This window comes from Neobacillus massiliamazoniensis (genome assembly GCF_001048695.1).
Taxonomy (GTDB): Bacteria; Bacillota; Bacilli; order Bacillales; family Cytobacillaceae; genus Neobacillus; species Neobacillus massiliamazoniensis.
In genome coordinates this window covers 318,506-338,121 of sequence record NZ_CVRB01000001.1, presented here as the reverse complement: position 1 = coordinate 338,121, position 19,616 = coordinate 318,506, and the positions used below count along the sequence as shown (strand labels likewise).

Annotated in this window: 17 protein-coding genes; all 17 read left to right on the top strand. The window is 38.2% G+C overall.

Annotation, left to right across the window (positions count from 1 at the left end; all coding sequences use genetic code 11):
• The first annotated feature begins 128 nt into the window (after nt 1-128).
• The 17 genes from BN1082_RS01700 to recA all read left to right on the top strand — a co-directional run bounded on the left by BN1082_RS01700 (nt 129) and on the right by recA (nt 19,404).
• A complete protein-coding gene (locus tag BN1082_RS01700; RefSeq protein ID WP_090629984.1) occupies nt 129-884 on the top strand; it encodes a ClpP family protease in 756 nt (251 codons plus the stop codon).
• Nucleotides 881-1,117, top strand: coding sequence for a YlzJ-like family protein (locus BN1082_RS01695; protein ID WP_090629981.1), 237 nt, complete (start codon nt 881-883; stop codon nt 1,115-1,117). Before BN1082_RS01700 ends, BN1082_RS01695 begins: the two co-directional genes overlap by 4 nt.
• Before the next feature lie 121 nt (nt 1,118-1,238).
• On the top strand, nt 1,239-3,584 hold the full coding sequence (locus tag BN1082_RS01690; RefSeq protein ID WP_090629978.1) for a DNA translocase FtsK: 2,346 nt from the start codon (nt 1,239-1,241) through the stop codon (nt 3,582-3,584).
• 296 nt (nt 3,585-3,880) lie between these two features.
• Complete coding sequence (locus BN1082_RS01685; RefSeq protein ID WP_090629975.1) at nt 3,881-4,606, top strand: GntR family transcriptional regulator; 726 nt, start codon at nt 3,881-3,883, stop codon at nt 4,604-4,606.
• Nucleotides 4,607-4,694: 88 nt separating this feature from the next.
• Entirely contained in the window at nt 4,695-5,798 is a 1,104-nt protein-coding gene (locus BN1082_RS01680) for a BMP family lipoprotein (protein WP_090629974.1), read from the top strand.
• Nucleotides 5,799-6,004: 206 nt separating this feature from the next.
• Nucleotides 6,005-7,540 carry an ABC transporter ATP-binding protein gene (locus tag BN1082_RS01675; RefSeq protein ID WP_090629971.1) on the top strand — a complete coding sequence of 512 codons (1,536 nt, stop codon included), beginning with the start codon at nt 6,005-6,007 and terminating at the stop codon, nt 7,538-7,540.
• A complete protein-coding gene (locus BN1082_RS01670; protein WP_090629969.1) occupies nt 7,533-8,582 on the top strand; it encodes an ABC transporter permease in 1,050 nt (349 codons plus the stop codon). Before BN1082_RS01675 ends, BN1082_RS01670 begins: the two co-directional genes overlap by 8 nt.
• Nucleotides 8,583-9,542 carry an ABC transporter permease gene (locus tag BN1082_RS01665; RefSeq protein ID WP_090629967.1) on the top strand — a complete coding sequence of 320 codons (960 nt, stop codon included), beginning with the start codon at nt 8,583-8,585 and terminating at the stop codon, nt 9,540-9,542.
• A 323-nt stretch (nt 9,543-9,865) separates the two neighbouring features.
• Complete coding sequence (yfmF, locus tag BN1082_RS01660; RefSeq protein WP_090629964.1) at nt 9,866-11,146, top strand: EF-P 5-aminopentanol modification-associated protein YfmF; 1,281 nt, start codon at nt 9,866-9,868, stop codon at nt 11,144-11,146.
• Nucleotides 11,146-12,438 carry an EF-P 5-aminopentanol modification-associated protein YfmH gene (yfmH, locus tag BN1082_RS01655; protein ID WP_090629961.1) on the top strand — a complete coding sequence of 431 codons (1,293 nt, stop codon included), beginning with the start codon at nt 11,146-11,148 and terminating at the stop codon, nt 12,436-12,438. Before yfmF ends, yfmH begins: the two co-directional genes overlap by 1 nt.
• 315 nt (nt 12,439-12,753) lie before the next feature.
• Nucleotides 12,754-13,476: an elongation factor P 5-aminopentanone reductase gene (ymfI, locus tag BN1082_RS01650; protein WP_090629959.1), complete on the top strand. Its 723-nt coding sequence runs from the start codon at nt 12,754-12,756 to the stop codon at nt 13,474-13,476.
• A 76-nt stretch (nt 13,477-13,552) separates the two neighbouring features.
• On the top strand, nt 13,553-13,810 hold the full coding sequence (locus BN1082_RS01645) for a DUF3243 domain-containing protein (protein WP_090629957.1): 258 nt from the start codon (nt 13,553-13,555) through the stop codon (nt 13,808-13,810).
• A 196-nt stretch (nt 13,811-14,006) separates the two neighbouring features.
• The gene (locus BN1082_RS01640; protein ID WP_245640278.1) at nt 14,007-14,795 is read left to right on the top strand and encodes a DUF3388 domain-containing protein; all 789 of its coding nucleotides are present in this window, start codon (nt 14,007-14,009) and stop codon (nt 14,793-14,795) included.
• Nucleotides 14,796-14,814: 19 nt separating this feature from the next.
• Nucleotides 14,815-15,720: a helix-turn-helix domain-containing protein gene (locus BN1082_RS01635; protein WP_090629954.1), complete on the top strand. Its 906-nt coding sequence runs from the start codon at nt 14,815-14,817 to the stop codon at nt 15,718-15,720.
• 52 nt (nt 15,721-15,772) lie between these two features.
• Entirely contained in the window at nt 15,773-16,351 is a 579-nt protein-coding gene (gene pgsA, locus BN1082_RS01630) for a CDP-diacylglycerol--glycerol-3-phosphate 3-phosphatidyltransferase (RefSeq protein WP_090629952.1), read from the top strand.
• Nucleotides 16,352-16,384: 33 nt separating this feature from the next.
• Nucleotides 16,385-17,638, top strand: coding sequence for a competence/damage-inducible protein A (locus BN1082_RS01625; protein ID WP_090629949.1), 1,254 nt, complete (start codon nt 16,385-16,387; stop codon nt 17,636-17,638).
• Between the two features lie 725 nt (nt 17,639-18,363).
• Entirely contained in the window at nt 18,364-19,404 is a 1,041-nt protein-coding gene (gene recA, locus BN1082_RS01615; RefSeq protein ID WP_090629944.1) for a recombinase RecA, read from the top strand.
• The last annotated feature ends 212 nt before the right edge of the window (nt 19,405-19,616 follow it).

The window sequence follows — 19,616 nt, the reverse complement described above, 5'->3', positions numbered from 1 at the left end:
AGTTCAGCTATATATTGTAGGTCGAGGGGTCTGACACTTTGTTATGGGACATCCTCTTTTTAACTTATTGGCATGAAATCATTTCCTGAGTTCATACTAAAATTATCATGCTTGAAGGGAGTATTAGGATGGATAGAGATTTACGACAATATGAATCCGAAAATCAAGAAGAGCAGGAGCCTCAAAAAGAGGAAAAACCTGCCTCACCTTTACTAGAAAAGATCCAGCAGCTTGGGCAAACGAACGTCCCTCAGCTTTCAAACGATTCCAGAATTCACTGTTTAACGATAATTGGGCAAATTGAGGGGCACTTAGCTCTACCGCCGCAAAATAAAACAACGAAATACGAACACATAATTCCTCAGCTAGTGGCAATTGAACAAAACCCAAAAATTGAAGGGGTATTAATTATTTTAAATACAGTGGGCGGTGACGTTGAAGCTGGTCTTGCTATTTCAGAAATGCTCGCAACAATTTCAAAACCGACTGTCTCTATCGTATTAGGAGGGGGGCATTCAATTGGTGTTCCCATAGCGGTTTCATGTGATTATTCCTTTATAGCCGAAACTGCTACTATGACCATTCATCCAATTAGATTAACTGGTCTAGTGATAGGAGTTCCGCAAACGTTTGAATATTTAGATAAAATGCAGGAACGTGTCGTTAGTTTTGTAACAAAGCATTCAAACATTACAGAAGAAACGTTTAAGGAATTAATGTTTGCGAAAGGAAATTTAACACGAGATATCGGAACGAATGTCATTGGTATAGATGCTGTTAAAAGTGGATTGATTGATGAAGTGGGCGGAATTGGGCAGGCAATGAAAAAATTAAATGAATTGATTGATCTCCAAAATGAAAAGAATGAGGGAGTCATCCAATGATTCTTTATACCATGATGCCACATGAGCTAATTTTTCCTTATGAAGGAGATGCCCAAAGTAGACAAATCATGATCAACTATGAAGGAATCCCACTTTTAGTTGAACAAACCAGTCAGCAAAACCTACAAATTATTAGGGTTTTAAGCAGCGACCCACAACATTTTATGGACGAGCGCTTCTATCCGGGCTCAAAAATTTCTTTTACGAACATAGAAGGTTTGTCCTCATTCTAATAAGAGATTATGGTATAATCAGGATACAAAGATAGAAGCAGCCAACAAGGCTGCTTTCTTCCTTTATACCCCTAAATTACTATTATTTTCAATATTACAACATTTATATAAAGGTGATCTAATGGCAAAAAAGAAGAGAAGAACAACAAAAAAGAGAGATATAAACCTAAAAAAGAATATTAAATATGAAATAACAGCACTAGTATTATTATTTTTAACGATAATAGGAATGGCAAAAATAGCACCAGTTGGAATTGGAATTGCGTTATTTTTCCGTTTTTTTATGGGTCAATGGTATATGCTAGGATTAATCGGGCTTCTTCTATTCAGTATATATTTAATGTGGAAACGAGAAATCCCATATTTCTTTCACACTAAATTAGTTGGCTGCTATTTAATTATTGCATCAATCCTAGTATTGAGTCATGAAAATGATTATCAATTACTTACAAATCAAGGGACATTTAAAAATCCAAGTATTATCAAAAATACATGGGAAGCCTTTTGGATGGAGACTAAAGGTGAAACAAGTACAACTGACCCTGGAGGAGGAATGATTGGGGCAGTTTTATATGCCTTTTTTCATTACTTTTTTGCAGATACAGGAACAAAAATATTAACTTTTATTTTAATCATAATAGGTACTATTTTAATAACAGGAAAGTCTTTTGGGGATTTCATTGGAAATATTATTCTTCGTATTTTTGATTTTTCAAAGGGTCAATGGGAAGCGTTTAAGCTGGATGTAGCCGAGTGGAAACAAAAAAAGCAAGAGCGGCGAACAGAAAAAAAGAATCAACGTGAGCAAACTAGTGAAAACCGTGCAAGTAAAAACAGACCTACCATAAAATTACAAGCCCAAAATGAAGTAGAAGAGGTTTCAGTACCTGAACCAATCATTTCGAGCTTTGCCGATCGTGTATATGGAGGAGAAAACCAAATCGATAAAAAGCAGCATCAAAGGACAAAAGAAAATGTTCACGTTTCGGACGTGGAAGAGGAGGACACCCCTCCGATTACCTTTACTGAGGTAGAGAACGTTGCTTATGAACTACCTCCTCTGAAGCTGTTAAAATTGCCGAAAAAAGCAGACCAGAGTGGGGAATATGAACTGATTAATAAGAATGCGGCTAAGCTTGAGAGAACCTTTCAAAGCTTTGGTGTAAAAGCAAGGGTTACCCAAGTTCATTTAGGACCGGCTGTAACAAAATATGAAGTACATCCAGATGTGGGAGTAAAGGTAAGTAAAATTGTCAGTTTAAGTGACGATTTAGCTTTGGCACTTGCTGCCAAGGATATTCGAATTGAGGCTCCGATTCCGGGCAAATCAGCAATAGGAATAGAGGTACCAAACTCTGAAGTGGCAGTTGTTTCCCTCCGAGAAGTATTAGAAGCGACCCATAACAATAAACCTGACTCAAAGCTACTTATTGGTCTAGGGAGGGATATAACAGGAGAGGCGGTACTAGCTGAACTAAACAAAATGCCACACTTACTTGTTGCCGGCGCAACCGGTAGCGGAAAAAGTGTCTGCATCAATGGAATCATTACCAGTATTTTAATGCGAGCAAAACCACATGAAGTAAAATTAATGATGATTGACCCCAAAATGGTCGAATTAAATGTTTATAACGGTATTCCCCATTTATTAGCCCCTGTTGTGACCGAGCCAAAGAAAGCATCACAAGCTTTAAAGAAGGTTGTTAATGAAATGGAAAGGCGTTATGAATTATTTTCCCATACAGGTACCCGGAACATTGAAGGCTATAATGATCATATTAAAAAGCATAATTTTGAGGAAAATGATAAGCAGCCACTTTTACCATATATTGTAGTGATTGTTGACGAGTTAGCTGACTTGATGATGGTTGCTTCATCTGATGTGGAGGATTCGATTACTCGTCTTGCCCAAATGGCTCGTGCTGCCGGCATTCATTTAATCATTGCTACACAAAGGCCATCGGTTGATGTCATCACGGGTGTAATCAAAGCGAATATTCCTTCACGTATCGCTTTTGCTGTATCAAGTGCCACAGATTCAAGAACTATCTTAGATATGGGGGGAGCTGAAAAGCTGCTTGGCAGGGGGGATATGTTGTTCTTGCCTGTAGGAGCTTCAAAACCAATCCGTGTTCAGGGGGCATTTTTGTCGGATGAAGAGGTTGAGGACACCGTTGATTTTGTTATTTCCCAGCAAAAAGCACAGTATCAAGAAGAAATGATTCCGGATGAGATCCCTGAATCAATGAGCGAGGTTAATGATGAATTATATGAAGAAGCTGTAGATTTAGTGCTTGAAATGCAAACAGCATCGGTTTCCATGCTACAGCGTCGCTTCAGGATCGGGTATACAAGGGCAGCACGCTTGATAGACGAGATGGAGTCCCGAGGAATCGTCGGTCCTTATGAAGGAAGTAAGCCTCGAGTCGTTTTGCAATCTAAACCAAAAGGAGAAGAGATTTCCTGATCTGTACAAAAATAGGTGTCTTTTCAGGATGAAATATTTGGAAAGACATACCTTTGTAACAGATGGATAATCCTTCTTTTTTACCATTTAACCCCTGTAAAAATACCTAAATATTAGCATTTACAAGGCGATTTATTGGCTTTTTTATGACTATTTTCATCTTCCAGACCTTTTTTCGACAAAATCTAGAATACCCTATTTATTTATCTCGAAAAAAATGATATATTATTTTCGATTAGTAGGAATGATAATACATCAGATGTCTGATGTCTTAAGAAAAGGCTGGAGGAACCTGCATGTCAATTAAGTCAGATAGCCGACACTTGTACTTACAAGTGATTGATCGGTTGAAACAAGATTTTGAACAAGGAATTTATAAAGAAAAAGAAAAATTACCATCCGAGTTCGATCTTGCCAAACATCTTGGAGTAAGTAGGGCTACTCTTCGGGAAGCATTACGGATTCTTGAAGAGGAAAATGTTATTATCAGACGCCATGGGGTTGGAACATTTGTTAATGCAAAACCTCTTTTTACTTCAGGAATTGAGCAACTGAATAGTGTTACTGAAATGATTAAGCAAGTCGGGATGAAGCCAGGAACCATTTTCTTAAGTTCATCGACACAAAGTCCAACCGAGGAGGATGTTCGGCGTTTCTCATGTTCTAATGAAGAGGAAATTTTTGTGATGGAAAGGGTTAGAACCGCTAATGGCGAACCAGTTGTCTATTGTATCGACAAAATCCCTGAGAACATTTTGCCAAATAAGTTTTCTCATGGTGAAGAATCAATTTTCAACATATTGGATGCCGAGGCTAACCGAAGAATTACATACGCGATTGCTCAAATTGAGCCAATTGGCTATCATGAAAAAATTTCCCCGATTTTAGAATGTGATCCGGAGACAGCGTTGCTTGTTCTAAAACAAATGCATTTCGATGAAATGGATGAACCAATCCTTTATTCGGTAAATTATTTTAAAGCGGATAAGTTTAGTTTTCATGTATTGAGGAAAAGAATTTAATTTTTTTAATCGTTTATGAAAACGCAATCAGTTCCGCAATTAAAAACATTCCTGCAATATCAAACAACATTCATAGGGGGTACAAACCTTGAAAAAGCGTAAAATTGGAGTAGCACTATCCTTGGTACTTGCTGCTGGAACACTTTTAGGTGCATGTGGAAAAGCTACGGATAACACTAAAAAAGGAACAACCGGTGGAGACAAAAAAGCATTTTCTGTGGGTATGGTAACTGATGTCGGTGGTATTGATGACAAATCCTTTAACCAATCTGCATGGAAAGGTCTTCAAGAATTCGGTAAAGATAACAATATGAAAAAAGGTACAGGCGGATATGATTACCTTCAATCACAATCTGACGCTGACTATGCTACTAACTTAAATACATTGACACATCAAAACTTTGACCTTATTTATGGAATCGGTTTCATGATGTCAAAAGATGTTGATAAGATTGCAAAACAACAACCAAAAAATCACTATGCCATCGTAGACGATGTTGTAAATGAACCGAACGTTGCTAGTATCATGTTCAAAGAAAATGAATCGTCCTTCCTAGCAGGTGTTGCAGCTGGTCTGACTACAAAATCAAACAAAATTGGTTTTATTGGCGGGATGGAAAGTGCAGTTATCGAACGCTTTGAATCAGGGTTCACTGCTGGTGTAAAAGCTGCTAATCCAAATGCTAATGTAGATGTTCAATATGCAGCAAGCTTTACTGATGCAGCAAAAGGGCAAGCTATTGCTTCAAGAATGTATTCTACGGGTGAGGATGTAATTTTCGCTGCTGCAGGTGCAACTGGTAATGGATTATTTAAAGAAGCCCGTGACCGTAAAGCTAAAAATCCTGATCAAAATTTCTGGGCAATTGGCGTAGACTCTGACCAAAGTGCAGAAGGTGTTGTGACTGCTGGTGGTAAACAAACGAATGTTGTCATTACATCTTCTATGAAGCGTGTAGATAATGCTGTAAAAGACCTTTCAACAAAAGCAATGAATGGTAATTTCCCAGGTGGAAAAACAACTACTTACGGTTTAGCTGAAGATGGTGTTGGTATTGCACCAATTAACAATGATGATCCTGCAAAAGCTGCAATTGATAAAGCAGTTAGTGATTGGTCAGCTAAAATTAAATCTGGTTCTTTAAAAGTCCCAGCTACTCGTGCTGAATTAAAAACTTTTAGTGTAAAATAATTGACAACAACTCTTAGAGGAGGTAAGGGCAATTGTTGCCCCTCCTCCTTATTTAAGAAGATAAAATCCTAATTGAAAAGCAGAAAACCTTCTACTTTTCACTTAAGATTTTAGATAAAAAGAGTTGCTTTTTTTTTAGGCTTCGTAAGGTCTGACATCTTACTACTTATAAGTTATTTTTTACCTTTTTAAAGGAAGTGAAAAAGATGGAATATGTAATCGAGATGCTGAATATCCGAAAAGAATTTGGAAACTTTGTTGCGAATGATAACATCACTCTTCAAGTAAAAAAAGGAGAAATCCATGCTTTACTTGGGGAAAACGGTGCGGGAAAATCTACCTTGATGAATGTTTTGTTTGGATTGTATCAGCCGGAACAAGGTGAAATTCGTGTAAACGGGAAACCAGAAAAGATTTCAAACCCTAATATTGCCAATGGATTAGGAATCGGAATGGTCCACCAGCATTTTATGCTAATTGATAAGTTCACCGTAACAGAAAATATTATCCTTGGTAAAGAAATCACTTCTGGCGGACGAATCGATTTGAAAAAAGCAGAAAAAGTAGTTCGAGATATTTCCGAGCGTTACGGGTTAGCGGTAGATCCAAAAGCTAAAATTTCCGATATCTCTGTTGGAATGCAGCAACGGGTAGAAATATTAAAAACGTTATACCGTGGAGCAGAAATTTTAATTTTTGACGAACCCACAGCTGTTTTAACACCTCAAGAGATTGAAGAACTGATGCAAATAATGAAAACGCTTATTAAAGAGGGTAAATCCATTATCCTTATTACCCATAAACTGAAAGAAATTATGGAAGTTGCTGACCGTTGTACTGTCATTCGGAAAGGAAAAGGAATTGGGACAGTCAATATCAGTGAGACGAATCCAAATGAACTTGCCAATTTAATGGTTGGTCGTGAAGTTGTCTTTAAAACCGAGAAGAAGCCTTCTAATCCAAAGCAAGAAGTATTAGAAGTTAAAGATTTGGTTGTTAAAGATGCCCGCGGAGTAACCGTTGTCAATGGTTTAGACTTAACTGTTCGTGCCGGAGAAATTGTTGGAATTGCTGGAATCGATGGCAATGGTCAATCCGAATTTATTGAAGCGATTACCGGTTTACGCAAAGCGGAAAAAGGTAGTATTAAAGTAAATAGTAAAGAACTTTTTGGCCTAACACCAAGAAAAATCACTGAATCTGGAGTGGGTCATATTCCTCAGGACCGACATAAGCACGGATTAGTATTGAATTATCCACTTGCAGAGAATATGGTATTGCAAACCTATTATAAAAAACCTTTTTCGAAAAATGGAATTTTAAATTTCAATGAAATTAATAAGAAAGCAAGAAGTTTAATAACTGAATTTGATGTGCGTACGCCAAGTGAATATGCATTAGCTCGGGCATTATCAGGTGGAAATCAGCAAAAAGCTATCATTGGACGTGAGGTTGATCGAAATCCGGACTTGCTTATTGCTGCACAGCCAACACGAGGTTTGGATGTTGGTGCTATCGAATATATTCACAAACGGTTAATTGAGCAGCGCGACCATGGAAAAGCAGTATTGCTTGTTTCGTTTGAACTTGACGAAATCATGAATGTCAGCGATCGCATTGCGGTTATTTATGAAGGGAAAATTGTCGCTGTGCTAAATCCAAAAGAAACAACGGAGCAAGAACTCGGACTGTTAATGGCTGGATCGAGTAGAAAAGAAGCGGGGGAAGAAACACATGTCTAAACGCTTTCGTAATATTTTAATACCTGTTATTGCTTTGTTACTGGGTATCATAGTAGGGACCATTATAATGGTTGCCACAGGTTATAATGCGGCAGCTGCCTTTAGTGCATTGATTGCCGGTTCATTTGGAAGTCCTTATTATATAGGTGAAGTAATTAGGCAAGTGACACCGTATATTTTAGCTGGTTTAGCTGTTGCCTTTGCATTTAGAGTAGGATTGTTTAATATCGGGGTTGAAGGTCAATTTATGGTTGGCTGGCTTGCTTCTGTATGGGTGGGTCTTGCTTTCCACTTACCAAAATTTATTCATCTGCCGCTTGCCATATTGGCTTCAATCGTAGCAGGTGCACTTTGGGCCTTTATCCCTGGTTTGCTAAAAGCACGTTTTCGGGTTCACGAAGTAATTGTTACGATCATGATGAACTACATTGCTTTGAATGTAGTGAACTATATTATCCAAAACGTTCTTACCAATGGAAAAGAAAGAACGGCCAATATTCCAGATTCAGCGTCACTCGCATCTCCTTGGCTACAAAGCTTAACACAGTATTCACGTCTTCACTGGGGGATTGTTATTGCAATTATTTGTTGTTTTATTATGTGGTTCCTCTTGGAGAAAACGACAAGAGGGTATGAATTGCGAGCTGTAGGATATAATCAGGATGCTGCCCATTATGCTGGGATGAGCGTTAATAAAAATATCATTTTATCCATGGTAATCTCCGGTGCATTTGCTGGATTGGCAGGCGCAATGGAGGGCTTAGGAACATTTGGCTATATCGCAATGAAAAGTTCATTTACCGGAGTTGGTTTTAACGGGATTGCAGTTGCATTATTAGGTGGAAATTCTGCGCTTGGCGTATTCTTTGCAGCATTATTATTTGGATCATTAGAAGTGGGTGCATTAAACATGCCACTTCAAGCAGGTGTTCCAAATGAACTTGTTGATATTATCATTGCTCTAATTGTTTTCTTTGTGGCTTCAAGTTATATCATTCGCTGGTTTATTGAACGCATTAGTAGTAAAAAGGAGGCGAAGTAAATGAGCTTAATGCAGATATTAATGATCATTATTCCTTCAACTTTACTTTGGGCTGCTCCACTGGTTTTCACTTCGCTGGGGGGAGTTTTCTCCGAACGTTCTGGGGTTGTTAATATTGGTCTAGAAGGATTAATGTGGATTGGCGCATTTACTTCAATTGTTTTTAATTTAACGTTTGTTAATGTCTTCGGAAATGCAACTCCATGGGTAGCCCTATTGGTTGCTATGATTGCTGGTGCGATCTTTTCGCTTTTACATGCGGTTGCATCGATTACATTTAGAGCTGACCATACCGTATCCGGTGTAGCGATCAACTTATTAGCGTCTGGATTAACCTTATTCTTAGTAAAATTCATCTATAATAAAGGTGAAACGGATATTATTCAAAAAGGTTTTAGTAAAATTGATATTCCAGTATTGAAAGATATTCCTGTTATTGGACAAATATTTTTTCAAAATACTTACTGGGTTTCTTATATTGCCATTATTGTTGCATTCATTGTTTGGTATATTATCTACAAAACACCGTTTGGCTTACGCCTTCGTTCTGTAGGTGAACATCCAATGGCAGCGGATACAATGGGGATTAATGTTACAAAAATGCGTTATATCGGTGTCATTCTTTCGGGAGCATTTGGAGGAATCGGTGGTGCAGTTTATGCTCAAGCAATCTCCTCAAACTTTAGCCATTCAACTATCAGCGGTCAAGGCTTTATGGCATTAGCAGCTATGATCTTTGGTAAATGGCATCCGCTTGGAGCAATGGGTGCAGCAGTCTTCTTTGGTTTTGCTCAAAGTTTAAGTATCATTGGATCTAGTTTGCCATTCTTAAAGGACATTCCAAGCGTGTATTTATTGATTGCACCATATGTGTTAACGATCTTAGCTTTAACAGGCTTTATCGGCCGTGCAGAGGCTCCTAAAGCAGATGGTGTTCACTATATTAAAGGAAGTCGCTAAAAAGAAAAGCGGAAGCGCCTTGGTCAGGGGCGACAGGCATAAGACGAGCCGGCGTGAAGGTTGCTCTTTAACCTTCAGGACGGATTGGCTTATGACCCCGAGCCCCTAGGCGCTGGAGCTGGACAAAAAGAAAAGTGCAAGGCGTCTATTTATTAACCCTCGGTTTACCATAATCGAGGGTTTTTTAATTTTTCGACGTCTATTGCTTGTAATGTCCAAGCGGGTCAAATTATAGTAAGAATAGAGAATTTATGCAATGGGAAAGATAGATAGAAAACTGTTTACATAAATAACAATTACCCATTCAAAAAGGAGGAAAGAAAATGAATATTACCGACGAAAAAGTGACAGAATTGCCAGGTTTTAAACTCCATGTTGTAGAAACGTCCAAATATAAAACCAATACCCTTGTTTGGAAAATGAAAGCCCCGTTAACAAAAGAGAATGTTACTCGAAGAGCACTTCTTCCACAAGTTTTGCAAAGTAGTTCAGCAAAGTATCCAACAACTACTGTACTTCGTTCCTACTTAGATGAATTATACGGAGCAACCCTTTTCGTTGACCTCGCCAAAAAAGGAGAATACCATATCATGAGCTTCTCACTTGAAATTGCCAATGAGAAGTTTCTAAGTGACCCCGCTCCCCTGTTAAAAAAAGGTTTTGAGTTATTAGCAGAAATTATAACCAATCCAAATATTGAAGAAAAGGGGTTTAACTCTGAAACCGTTGAGAAAGAGAAACGGACATTAAAGCAGCGAATTCAATCCGTTTTTGATGATAAAATGCGCTACTCAAACGTCCGTCTCCTTGAAGAAATGTGCAAAGGGGAGCCCTATGCCTTGCAAGTAAACGGCGAAGCTGAGGATGTTGATGCCATCACGCCAGAAAATTTATATGAATATTATCAAAAGGCCTTTTTAGAAGATGAAATGGACCTCTATGTGATCGGTGATGTGAAGGCAGAAGAGGTTAAACAGTATGTTTCACAATTGTTGAAGTTTGAAAAACGTTCACCAATGCGGAATGAAGCCGTCGAGGTAAGAAAGAAAGAACAGGTTCTTGAAGTGAAAGAAAATCAGGATGTTAAACAAGGAAAATTGAATATGGGCTACCGGACCAATATCGTCTATGGTGATCCTGACTATTTTACCCTTCAAGTGTTCAATGGAATATTCGGAGGTTTTTCACACTCTAAATTGTTTATCAATGTAAGGGAAAAAGCCAGCCTTGCATACTATGCTGCAAGCCGTCTTGAAAGTCATAAGGGCTTGATGATGGTAATGTCTGGGATTGATTTAAAAAACTATGATCAAGCATTGAGGATAATTAATGAACAAATGGAAGCAATGAAAAAAGGCGATTTTACTGATGAGGAATTGGAGCAGACAAAAGCGGTCATTCAGAATCAAATTCTTGAAACGATTGATACTGCTAGAGGTCTAATCGAAATTCTCTATCATAACGTGGTAGCGCTTACTGACATTCCACTACAAACGTGGATTGATGAGATGCAAAAGACTTCAAAGGAAGAAATTGTTGCAGTAGCTAAAAAGATTGAGCTTGATACGATTTATTTCTTAACCGGAAAGGAGGCAGCGAAATAATGGAAAAAATTACTTTTGACCAGCTTCAAGAAGAGCTCTTTCATGAAAAACTGCCAAATGGGCTGAATGTTTATATTTTACCGAAAAAAGGATTTAACAAAACCTACGCAACGTTTACAACCAAATACGGTTCTGTTGATAATTACTTTATGCCGCTTGAGAAGGATGAATATGTTAAAGTTCCAGATGGGATTGCCCATTTTTTAGAGCATAAGCTATTTGAAAAAGCAGATGGAGATGTTTTTCAACAATTTAGCCGACAAGGTGCTTCTGCGAATGCTTTTACATCTTTTACAAGGACAGCCTATTTATTTTCAAGTACAACCGATGTAGAAAAAAACTTAGAAACCCTTATCGATTTTGTCCAAGACCCTTATTTCTCCGATAAAACCGTTGAAAAGGAAAAGGGGATTATCGGTCAGGAAATAACGATGTATGATGATAACCCTGATTGGCGCCTTTACTTTGGTCTGATCCAAAACTTGTATCAGAACCATCCAGTTAAAATTGACATCGCCGGGACAATCGAGTCAATATCGCATATTACAAAAGAATGGCTTTATGAGTGTTATAACACTTTCTATCATCCTAGCAACATGTTATTGTTTATTGTTGGCCCTATTAACCCTGAAGCCATCATGAATCAAGTTAGAGAAAACCAATCAAAAAAAGAATATAAAGACCAGCCTGAAATTAAGCGGCAATTTGATGAGGAGCCTCCGCATGCAGCTGAAAAAAAACAGGTGCTTGAAATGAATGTGCAAACATCCAAATGCTTAGTAGGAATAAAAGCATTACATGTGGATCAAAGCGGAGAAAAAATGCTAAAGAATGAATTAACGATGAATATCCTACTTGATATACTATTTGGAAAAAGCTCAGAGAACTACGATCAGCTATACAAAGAAGGCCTTGTAGATGAAACTTTTTCATCTGACTATACCCAAGAACTGGGATTTGGTTTTGCGATGATTGGCGGCGATACAAGGGATGCAGACAAATTAGCTGACACACTGAAAAAAATGCTTTTTGAAGCGAAGAACGGAAATTCAATATCCGAAGAGAAATTAGAAGGAGCAAAAAGGAAAAAAATTGGCGCTTTCTTACGAGCCATCAATTCTCCGGAATACATTGCGAATCAATTTACTCGATATGCTTTTAATGAAATGAATCTGTTTGATGTCGTTCCAACGCTTGAGGGGATCACGTTAAAGGACGTCCAAGCGCTTGCAGCCGAGGTTATTTCAGAAGAGCGCTTTTCGGTATGTCAGGTGGTACCAAAGAAAAATTAGGTTAAAGCGCTCTTTTAGGGCGCTTTTTCGCATGGCTGTGTTAAAGGTCATTGTTGATTTTTGAAACTATGTTGATTGGAGCGGAAGGCGCGAGATCCTCGAAAATGCTAATGCATTTCCTTCGTGCGGTGTAGATTCAAAGATGCTGATTCAAAGTCCTGCGGGAGTACGGGGCAGGGGAGACCCCGCAGGCGCTTAATCGCCGAGGAGGCTCCCCGGAACGCCCGCGGATGCTCGCTTCTTGAGCACAAATCAACAGGCAAGTTTAACACAGCCTTTCGCATAGATAATAGATAAACGGAAGAGTGAATGTATATGAATAAATATGTTTTGATAACGGGAGCGAGCGGTGGAATCGGACAAGCGGTGGCTTATACCCTAGCAAAAAAAGGCTATAATTTATACCTACACTACAATCAGAATGAACAGTCTGTCAAAGAATTAAAGGAAAAGCTTAATCAGTTCGGGGGAGAATATTTACCCGTTCATGCAGATTTAACGACCTTTGATGGTTACAAAAGTATTTGTTCTCAAATTTTTTCTCTTGATGAAATCATCCATTGCGGTGGAACAAGTCAATACGGCTTGTTTGTTGACTTAGAGCAAGCCGAGGCAGAATCCTTGTTAAATCTGCATGTTTTAAGCCCATTGATGCTGACAAAAGAATTATTACCCAAGTTGCTGAGCAAACGGTCAGGAAATATTATTGTTATTTCTTCCATTTGGGGACAGACGGGGGCCGCTTGTGAGGTTGCTTATTCGACAGTAAAAGGGGCGCAAATTGCCTTTGTAAAGGCATTGAGTAAGGAAGTCGCATTAAATGGAATTCGTGTGAATGGAATTGCACCTGGAGCAATCAAAACCCCAATGATGCAAGGCTTTACAACAGAAGACATTGAAAATATCGAGAGTGATATTCCAATGGGCAGACTAGGAAGGCCGGCCGAAATTGCGGGAGCAGTAGCATTTTTATTATCTGATGAAGCTACCTATATAACAGGCCAGATTCTCGGTATTAATGGCGGTTGGTATACATGAAAAAACTTTTTACATGAATATTTTCATCTGAGTTTCACATAATAAATTTGTACTATTTTTTACAGGAGGGATAAAAATGACTATGATGGAAAACTGGAAACAGTGGGAAGATTTCCTTGCTGATCGCCTTCATCATGCACAAACTGAGGGAATGAGTGAGGGAGCTATTAACAACCTTGCGTTTCAAATCGGAGATTACTTAGCAAGCAATGTTGATCCCAAAAACGAACAACAAAGGGTTTTATCAGATCTTTGGTCAGTGGCAAGCCCACAAGAGCAGCAAGCCATTGCCAGTGTCATGGTTAAGCTTATTCAAAATAATGGAGCACGTTAAAGGAGAGGATGAATTCCTCTTCTTTTTTAGTGATTAGATTAATAGTCGTTCTCTGTGTTTTTTCTTTCATCTTCCATCAAAATCATATATTATAGGTGTAGAAAAGAATGCTGTGGTTTATGTCGAATTTTCTTGTTATCTAATTCATATGATCAAGGCACTGCCAAATTCCTTTCCAACCGAGGAGGTTTTAAGCTTGAAAAAAGAATGGTATTTAGAATATGAGATTACAAAAAACCGTCCCGGTTTATTGGGAGATATTTCATCCCTCTTGGGTATGCTCGCTATCAATATTATTACGATAAATGGCGTGGATGAAGGCAGACGTGGCTTACTAATATTAGTAAAAAACGATGACCAAATAAAACGACTTGAGTCAATTTTACATACTATGGACACAATAAAAGTAATCAAGCTGCGTGAACCAAAATTGCGTGATCGGTTAGCCGTCAGACACGGACGGTACATCCAAAGAGATGCCGATGATAAAAAAACTTTTCGGTTTGTAAGAGATGAGCTTGGAGTTTTAGTTGATTTTATGGCAGAATTGTTTAAGCAAGAAGGACATCGACTCATAGGAATCCGGGGAATGCCTCGGGTAGGGAAAACGGAATCAATTGTTGCTTCTAGTGTTTGTGCAAATAAACGTTGGTTATTTGTTTCTTCAACTCTTTTAAAACAAACGATTCGGAATCAACTAATCGAAGATGAATACAATGCAGATAACTTATTTATCCTTGATGGAATCGTTTCGACAAAAAGAGCGAATGAACGACACCGCCAGCTGGTACGTGAAATTATGCGTCTGCCTGCTGTTAAGGTGGTAGAACATCCTGATATATTTGTGCAAAATACTGAATATACTCTCGATGATTTCGATTATATTATTGAGTTAAGAAATGACCCAGATGAGATCATAACCTATGAGGTTGTAGATCAAAATAATTTATTCACAGGGTCTAACTTTGGAGATTTTGATTTTTAATATTGGAAGGTGTTTTTAAGTGACTGAATTAGGGAATCGACTAAAAGAAGCCCGACAAGAAAAAAGATTAAGCTTGGATGATTTGCAATCCATTACCAAAATACAAAAGCGATATTTAATGGGGATTGAAGAAGGTAATTATTCAAGTATGCCAGGAAATTTTTATGTTCGCGCTTTTATTAAACAGTATGCCGAGGCGTTGGAACTGAATCCTGATGAATTATTTGAAGCTTATAAGAGTGAAATTCCATCTACTTATTCTGATGATTTACCTGAGCAATTATCACGAGTACAAACTCAGAGAACAATTTCAGATGGAAGCTCGAAAGTCTTTGATTTACTTCCGAAAATTCTCATCGCTGTTTTTGTAATTGGGGCTGCAAGTCTAATATATTTCTTGGTCATTAATTATGGGAAAAAGTCGAGCCAATCAATTAATCAAGACACTGCTCAAACTAAAATAGTTCAGTCAGAACAATTGCAAAAAGCAAAAACGAAAAATAAAGATAACAACACAAAGAAAAATAATGATAAAAAAGATAATGCAAAAGTCGATAATCCCCCACCACCGCCGGAATTAACGCCTCCACCACAAGAATTAGCTGTTGTGTCAAACAGTGGGATTAATGCAACCTATTCGCTAAAAAATGCGGATAAGTTTCAAGTAAAAGTGGTTTCTAAAGGTGAAACATGGGTTAGTATCAAAAATGGCCAGGGGAAATCCTATTTTCAAGGGACGCTTTCAACCAATGGGACTCCAGACCAAACTGTAGATTTATCATCTGATAGTGAAGCTGTCATTGTAGTCGGCAGAGCGGTTGATACTGATATTTATATTAATGATCAAAAGCTTGAGTACGCTATTTCACCGACTGATGCAGTTCGTCAGAACATTACGATTCAATATGTTCCGAAGAACAAATAGTCATCTTTTGATGGCTATTTTTCGCTTTTAAAATTAATTGGAGGATTTAAAGATGAATATACCAAATAGAATCACGGTTTCAAGGATATTATTAATTCCTATATTCTTGATAATCATGCTTGCTCCCTTTCACTGGGGAAACATGCATATACTCGGGGTCGACCTTCCTGTTACCCATTTTGTAGGGGCGATGATCTTTATTTTAGCTTCTGCTACGGATTGGGTTGACGGTTATTATGCTCGTAAGCATAATCTTGTAACCAATATGGGGAAATTTCTTGATCCGCTTGCAGACAAGCTTCTTGTCTCAGCGGCTCTAATCGTTTTAGTGGAGCTTGGATATGCTCCATCTTGGATTGTTATTATTATTATTAGTAGGGAGTTTGCCGTAACCGGTCTTCGGCTGTTGCTCGCCGGTGAGGGAGAAGTAGTGGCCGCCAATATGCTAGGAAAAATAAAAACTTGGACGCAAATTGTCGCCATTTCAGCACTTTTGTTACATAATATTATTTTTCAAATGATTTCTTTTCCTTTTGATATCGTTGCCCTATGGGTGGCATTAATATTCACGATTTGGTCTGGATGGGATTACTTTGCTAAGAACTCTCACGTTTTTAAAAACTCAAAATAGAATTTTGATTTTGAAAAAAAGGGGCAATGGAGCATGAATGCAGAAATTATTGCCGTTGGTTCAGAGTTGCTGCTCGGCCAAATTGTCAATACAAATGCTCGTTTTTTATCTGAGCAATTAGCCGGGTTAGGCATAAATGTATTTTTTCATACGGTTGTAGGTGATAATCCTGAACGCTTAGAAGCAGCAATTGGAACTGCTGAAAAACGCTCAGAACTCATCATATTTACCGGTGGGTTAGGACCGACGAAGGATGATTTGACGAAAGAAACGATTGCTAAGCATATTAGTAAAAAACTTGTCATGGACAAACAGGCATTAGACTCGATTGAACTTTATTTTAAACGGACAAACCGGGTTATGACGGAAAACAATCGTAAGCAGGCACTTGTACTTGAAGGGTCTCATGTTCTACCTAATGACCATGGAATGGCACCGGGAATGATGATCGAGGCAAGCGGTCATATTTATATGCTGTTACCTGGCCCGCCAAAAGAAATGGAGCCTATGTTTTTAAATTATGGTTGTCAGGCACTCTCAGGTATAAATGGATCAAATGAGCAAATATTTTCACGGGTGTTACGATACTTTGGTATTGGCGAAGCAGCATTAGAAACGGAAATCCTTGATTTAATCGACAACCAGAGCAATCCCACCATCGCACCGCTTGCGGGCGACGGAGAAGTGACACTAAGGATTACTGCCAAACATGCTAATAATGCCATTGCCTCATCCATGCTTGATGAAGTAGAAAAGGTAATTAATAATCGCGTAGGCGAGTACTTCTACGGCTATGATCAAACTTCACTGTTAGCGGAACTAACGAAGTACTTAAAAGATAATAAATTGACGATTTCAGCCGCTGAAAGCTTAACAGGTGGTATGTTCCAACAGGAATTAACCTCCATTCCTGGCGCAAGTTCAGTTATAAAGGGTGGAGTTGTCTGTTATGCAACTGAAATCAAGCAACAAATTTTACAGGTGAAACAAGCAACAATTGAAAATCATGGGGTTGTGAGTGAACAATGCGCCTTGGAATTGGCGGAAAATGTTGCTCGACTATTTTCAACGGATATTGGAATTAGCTATACGGGTGTTGCTGGTCCCGAAGAACTTGAGGGAAAGCCTGTTGGAACTGTTTTTATTGGAATCGCGGTCAAAGGAAGACCGACGATTGTTGAAAAATTGAATCTTGGCGGCTCACGCGAAGCAAACCGTGTCCGTTCTATCAAATATGGATGTTATTATTTACTCCGCTATTTAAAAGAATCACAGAATGCTAACTAGGCTTTCTGTGATTTTTTTATTTTTAATGAAAAAGGGTATAATTCGCCACCTCGTCTTCTTTTAAACTACTGAGAACTTAGATTCAAGATTTTTACTAAGCCACAGAAAAGCAAGATTTTTGATGCGATATTACTTACTGGTTTTCGCAAATAAAGTTAGAGTTTTCACAAATGAAATCGAGAATTTCGCAAATGAAACCGAGGTTTTCGCAAATGAAACTGTATTTTTCGCAAATGGAACCGAGATTTTCACAAAAGAAACTGGTTTTCGCAAATGAAACCAGAGTTTTCGCAAATGAAATCGAGAATTCCGCAAATGAAACCGAGGTTTTCGTAAATGAAACTGAAGATTTTTCGCATTTGAAGCTGCATTTTTTTATTTCTCTCTGATTTTTCTAGTTTACTCGCCGATTTTACCTTAATACTCGCAACTTTTATGTATTTACTAGCTAACCCTATATCTGGTAGTCAATTTAATAAAAACCTAAGGAAAATATCTGATAAATTTGGATAATATCTTTTTGAGGTACATAAAAATTAGATGCATGACAAAATGAAGGGTCAAAAACACATTTTCGCTTCATATTTAACCCAGAAAAAGGTCGAATGAATGTTCGTCTTTTTACTCGACAAATACCATAAAACACGATATATTAAGTGTAGGTAATGTTTAAATAGAATTAGCAATAAATTAATGTTTTTATAAATTATGAGGAGGAAATGGTAGTGAGTGATCGTAAAGCTGCTTTAGAGATGGCTCTAAAGCAAATTGAAAAGCAATTTGGTAAAGGCTCCATCATGAAGATGGGCGAGAAAACCGAAACAAGAATTTCAACCATTCCGAGCGGATCATTAGCTCTTGATGCAGCACTTGGTGTAGGAGGATATCCACGAGGTCGGATTATTGAGATTTATGGTCCTGAAAGCTCAGGTAAAACAACCGTAGCATTACACGCAATTGCTGAAGTTCAAGCAGCTGGAGGACAAGCAGCGTTTATAGACGCGGAGCATGCCCTGGATCCTGCTTATGCACAAAAATTAGGCGTTAATATTGATGAATTATTATTATCTCAGCCTGACACCGGTGAACAAGCACTTGAAATTGCCGAAGCCCTGGTTCGAAGCGGTGCTGTTGATATCATTGTAATCGACTCTGTTGCAGCATTAGTTCCAAAAGCGGAAATTGAAGGTGAAATGGGAGACACTCACGTTGGTTTACAAGCACGTTTGATGTCTCAAGCACTTCGTAAATTATCAGGTGCCATCAACAAATCCAAAACAATTGCTGTATTCATTAACCAAATTCGTGAGAAGGTCGGAGTCATGTTCGGTAACCCCGAAACAACTCCAGGCGGTCGCGCCCTAAAGTTTTACTCAACAATCCGTCTTGAAGTCCGCCGTGCAGAAACGTTAAAGCAAGGAAATGACATGGTGGGTAATAAAACCAAAATCAAAGTAGTAAAAAATAAAGTTGCACCTCCATTCCGTGCAGCTGAAGTTGACATTATGTATGGTGAAGGAATATCTAAAGAAGGCGAAATCATTGATCTTGGCTCTGAATTGGATATCGTTCAAAAGAGCGGTTCTTGGTATTCTTATAATAACGAAAGACTTGGCCAAGGACGTGAAAATGCGAAGCTATTCTTAAAAGAAAATCCAGAACTTCGCCTTGAAATCCAGAAAAAAATCCGAGATCATTATGGTTTAGATGCTGAAAAAACAATCACAGAATCGGATGATGACGATCAAATCGAATTACTGGACTAATTCAGACTTGAGCGAAACTCCAAGGGGTTTCGCTCTTTTTAACAAGAGCGTAATTATTCATATAATATAATTTTTATGTGCAGTGATTTTTGAATGGGTAAACAATAAATATGAACGTAATTGAAATATTCAAAACGTTAAAAGGACTTACCCTTGACAATGAATATTCTCACCTTTACAATTAACATGTATATTTTACATTATTGGAAATA

Excerpts from the sequence above, each read along its gene's own strand:
- yfmH (WP_090629961.1), top strand. The coding sequence starts at position 11,146 with ATGGAAAAAATTACTTTTGACCAGCTTCAAGAAGAGCTCTTTCATGAA.
- BN1082_RS01700 (WP_090629984.1), top strand. The coding sequence starts at position 129 with ATGGATAGAGATTTACGACAATATGAATCCGAAAATCAAGAAGAGCAG.
- ymfI (WP_090629959.1), top strand. The coding sequence starts at position 12,754 with ATGAATAAATATGTTTTGATAACGGGAGCGAGCGGTGGAATCGGACAA.
- BN1082_RS01675 (WP_090629971.1), top strand. The coding sequence starts at position 6,005 with ATGGAATATGTAATCGAGATGCTGAATATCCGAAAAGAATTTGGAAAC.
- BN1082_RS01625 (WP_090629949.1), top strand. The coding sequence starts at position 16,385 with ATGAATGCAGAAATTATTGCCGTTGGTTCAGAGTTGCTGCTCGGCCAA.
- BN1082_RS01670 (WP_090629969.1), top strand. The coding sequence starts at position 7,533 with ATGTCTAAACGCTTTCGTAATATTTTAATACCTGTTATTGCTTTGTTA.
- yfmF (WP_090629964.1), top strand. The coding sequence starts at position 9,866 with ATGAATATTACCGACGAAAAAGTGACAGAATTGCCAGGTTTTAAACTC.
- BN1082_RS01645 (WP_090629957.1), top strand. The coding sequence starts at position 13,553 with ATGACTATGATGGAAAACTGGAAACAGTGGGAAGATTTCCTTGCTGAT.
- BN1082_RS01685 (WP_090629975.1), top strand. The coding sequence starts at position 3,881 with ATGTCAATTAAGTCAGATAGCCGACACTTGTACTTACAAGTGATTGAT.
- BN1082_RS01665 (WP_090629967.1), top strand. The coding sequence starts at position 8,583 with ATGAGCTTAATGCAGATATTAATGATCATTATTCCTTCAACTTTACTT.
- pgsA (WP_090629952.1), top strand. The coding sequence starts at position 15,773 with ATGAATATACCAAATAGAATCACGGTTTCAAGGATATTATTAATTCCT.
- BN1082_RS01690 (WP_090629978.1), top strand. The coding sequence starts at position 1,239 with ATGGCAAAAAAGAAGAGAAGAACAACAAAAAAGAGAGATATAAACCTA.
- BN1082_RS01695 (WP_090629981.1), top strand. The coding sequence starts at position 881 with ATGATTCTTTATACCATGATGCCACATGAGCTAATTTTTCCTTATGAA.